This is a genomic window from uncultured Halorubrum sp., assembly GCF_937146585.1.
GTDB lineage: Archaea > Halobacteriota > Halobacteria > Halobacteriales > Haloferacaceae > Halorubrum > Halorubrum miltondacostae.
In genome coordinates this window covers 1-3,501 of record NZ_CAKZRO010000079.1, presented here as the reverse complement: position 1 = coordinate 3,501, position 3,501 = coordinate 1, and the positions used below count along the sequence as shown (strand labels likewise).

Sequence of the window (3,501 nt, the reverse complement as noted above, 5' to 3'; positions counted from 1 at the left end):
TCGGACCTGGGACATGCGGAGATCGTGGGTTCGGAGCCCACCCCGGCCATCTTCTCGACTCACAGTCCGCCGAGCGTCAGCGCTCGCGATCCCTTCGTTCACGTCACCCCGCCGTCCGCCTACGCCGGAACCGCTTCACCGGCGACGAGCGCGACTGTGACCACGATGAGGCCGAGCCCCAACAGCGCGTAGTTCGCGAGCGGGTTCGCCGCCCTGACCAGGTCGAGCGTGTACTCGTCGTCTCGGACGGGCGCGTACGGTCGGACGCCCATCGGCGTGAGCGCGTCCGCGAGGAGGTGCGAGCCGATCGTCACCGCGCCGAACAGGAACCCCGCGCCGCCGAACAGGATCGCCTCGGGGACTCCACCCCGGAATCCGACCGCCGCCCCGACGATCCCGAAGGCGACGCCGACCAGCAGCGCGAACCAGACGGTGTGCGTGATCCCCCGGTGCTCGACGAACGGGACCCGCGTGTCGAGGTCGGGGACCATCGCCAGCGAGGCGACGCCGAACGCGCCGGCGGCGGCGACCTCGATCGAGGCGAGGGCGGTGACGAGGAACCCGAACGGGGCGTAGACGACCAGCGACGCCCCGACGTGACCGTTGCGGTACACGCGATCGACTGCGTCCCGGGTCGGTAAGTGCGTTCCGTCGGGGGCGAAACGCCTACGGCCTCCGGCCGTGACCGTCCGGTATGTCACTGACCGCCCGCGACCTGATGGAGTCGGACGTGAAGACGGTCTCGCCGGACGACGACGTCGCAGACGTGTTCAAGCGGTTCGCCCGCTACGAGTTCAGCGGGTTCCCCGTCGTCGACGACGACGAGCGGGTGGTGGGGGTCATCACCGAGTCCGACCTCGTCGACCTGTTCGAACCCGAGGACGAGACGCTGTGGATCCCCGTCGGGCTCCCGCCGTTCGTCGACACGCTCTCGTACCAGGTGAAGCGCCCGTGGGCCGACCTCGACCTCGGCGTCGACATGATCCGCAACGCGGACCGGCCCGTCTCCGGCGTGATGAGCGCCGACGTGGCGACGGTGACGCCGGACGCGCCCGTCGACGACGTACTGGACCTCCTCGTCGGCGACGACCCCGACATCAACCGCGTACCCGTGGTCGACGACGACGGCCGGATAGTCGGGATCATCGCCCGCCAGGACGTGATCCGCGCGTTCCGCGACCGCCGACTGGAATAGATCGAATCGGACTGTTACGATCGGTTTCGACGGATAGCTGACGGCGGATCTGCGGGGAACGCATCCAAAACCCCAGCCGGGAGGCGGGCGCACGCTCGCCGCGCTCCTCGGTCGTTCGCTTCGCTCACTCCCTGCGGTGCTCGCGTCGCCTGCGCCCGCCTCCCGGCTGCCCCTTTGAGTCCCACCCCGCACCGCACAGCCCCGCACCTCACGCCTCCCCAACCTCGCGGCTCCCGCAGCTTCGCTCCGGTCGCCGCAGCCCTCGCGCGTGCTGCTCGGCCGCGATGCGGCCTCCCAGGCACGCGCCACCGCAATATCAGTTATCGACCACCTCAGCACCTCAAAACGCCGAGAGAACAGAGACCACGGAACGGACAGCCTCTTACCGACTGACCGTCAGGAACGGACGGACATGTTGATCGCCGGAACCGTCGTGGCCGACTCCGAGACCGTCATCCCCGACGGCGCCGTCGTCGTCGAGGGGAACACGATCGCCGCGGTCGGCGACGAGAGCGCCCTGCGGGACCGCTACCCCGACCACGAGCGCCGCGAGTTCGACCTCGTCGCGCCCGGCCTCGTCGGCGGCCACGTTCACTCCGTCCAGTCGCTGGGGCGGGGCATCGCGGACGACGCCGCGCTCCTCGACTGGCTGTTCGACGCCGTGTTACCGATGGAGGCCGCGATGGACGCCGAGGCGACCCGGGCGGCCGCGGAACTCGGCTACCTGGAGTGCCTCGAATCGGGGACGACGACCGTCGTCGACCACCTCTCGGTGAACCACGCCGCGGAAGCGTTCGAGGCCGCGATCGAGGCGGGGATCCGCGCCCGGCTCGGGAAGGTGCTGATGGACCGCGACTCGCCGGAGGGGCTCCTCGAGGAGACCGACGCCGCGCTCGCGGAGAGCGAGGCGCTCATCCGGAAGTACCACGGGGCCGCCGACGGCCGCGTCCGGTACGCGGTCACGCCGCGGTTCGCCGTCACCTGTACCGAGGCCTGCCTGCGCGGCTGCCGCGAACTGGCCGACCGGTACGACGGCGTGACGATCCACACCCACGCCAGCGAGAACGAGGACGAGATCGAGACGGTCGAGGCCGACACCGGGCGGCGCAACGTCCTCTGGCTCGACGAGGTCGGCCTGACCGGGCCGGACGTGACGCTCGCGCACTGCGTCCACACCGACGAGCGCGAGCGCGAGGTGCTCGCCGAGACGGACACGGTCGTCACCCACTGTCCCTCCTCGAACATGAAGCTCGCCTCGGGGATCGCCCCGGTCCAGGACTACCTCGACCGCGGGATGGCGGTCGCGCTCGGCAACGACGGCCCGCCGTGTAACAACACGCTCGACCCCTTCACCGAGATGCGGCAGGCGAGCCTCCTCGGCAAGGTCGACGCCCGCGACCCGACCCGCCTCCCGGCCGCGACCGTGCTGGAGATGGCGACCGAACACGGCGCTCGCGCCGCCGGCTTCGACCGCCTCGGCGCGCTGCGCGAGGGACACCGCGCCGACGTGATCGGGATCACGACCGATCTGACGCGCGCGACGCCGCTCCACGACCCCCTCTCGCACCTCGTGTACGCGGCCCACGGCGACGACGTGACCTTCACCATGGTCGACGGCGCGGTCCGCTACGCGGACGGCGAGCACGTCGGGACCGACGCGGCGGCGGTCCGCGAGCGAGCGACGCGCCACGCGGAGCGCGTGGTCGACGCGGCCGGCATCGACACGGCCGAACCGTAGCCCGCGCTCGCCGAGAGCGGCCTTCCCGCCGAGAAACCCGGTGATACCCGCTAAAATGGGCTTTATCGGCGTAAATCCGACCGGAGTATCGCCGATTTATACCCGTCCGCGGCCCGTTCGTCGAACCACCATGACGGACCGATCGCGGACGACAGGCGACGACGGATCGCAGCCGACAGACGGCGGCCTCGGCCGACGGAAGTTCGTGGCCCTCGGCGCCGGCGCGAGCGCGACGCTGCTCGCCGGCTGCGCCGGCGAGGGATCGCTCCCGTCGTCCGGAGGCTCGGACGGCTCCGACGGCTCGGACGGCGGCTCGGGAACGACTACCGGGACCTTCCGGCTCCTCATCAGCGACGCTCCGGCCGACATCGGCGACTTCGACCGGCTGGACGTCACCCTCGACCGGGCCCGCGTGTTCGAGGCCCGCGACGGCGAGGACGAGGAAGAGGACGAAGAGGCGGCAGACGAGGAAGACGATGAGGGGGAATCAGACGACGACACCGGTGAAAACGCCACCGAGACTGACGACGACACCGGTGAAAACGTCACCGAGACCGACGACGACGGG

The 3,501-nt window shown here is 70.8% G+C and carries 3 protein-coding genes and 1 pseudogene; 3 read left to right on the top strand and 1 reads right to left on the bottom strand.

The genetic code is table 11. The annotated features are described in order from the left end of the window. Positions 1-119: 119 nt before the first annotated feature. On the bottom strand, positions 120-614 hold the full coding sequence (locus Q0116_RS07155; RefSeq protein ID WP_297886644.1) for a metal-dependent hydrolase: 495 nt from the start codon (positions 612-614) through the stop codon (positions 120-122). 80 nt (positions 615-694) lie between these two features. On the opposite strand from Q0116_RS07155, the gene Q0116_RS07150 reads away from it, so the two are divergent. The 3 genes and pseudogenes from Q0116_RS07150 to Q0116_RS07140 all read left to right on the top strand — a co-directional run. Continuing rightward, a complete protein-coding gene (locus tag Q0116_RS07150; RefSeq protein ID WP_297886643.1) occupies positions 695-1,195 on the top strand; it encodes an HPP family protein in 501 nt (166 codons plus the stop codon). Positions 1,196-1,607: 412 nt separating this feature from the next. Next, positions 1,608-2,933 carry a 5'-deoxyadenosine deaminase gene (locus tag Q0116_RS07145; RefSeq protein WP_297886642.1) on the top strand — a complete coding sequence of 442 codons (1,326 nt, stop codon included), beginning with the start codon at positions 1,608-1,610 and terminating at the stop codon, positions 2,931-2,933. A gap of 130 nt (positions 2,934-3,063) precedes the next feature. After that, positions 3,064-3,501, top strand: a pseudogene (locus tag Q0116_RS07140) (DUF4382 domain-containing protein); the annotation flags it as partial.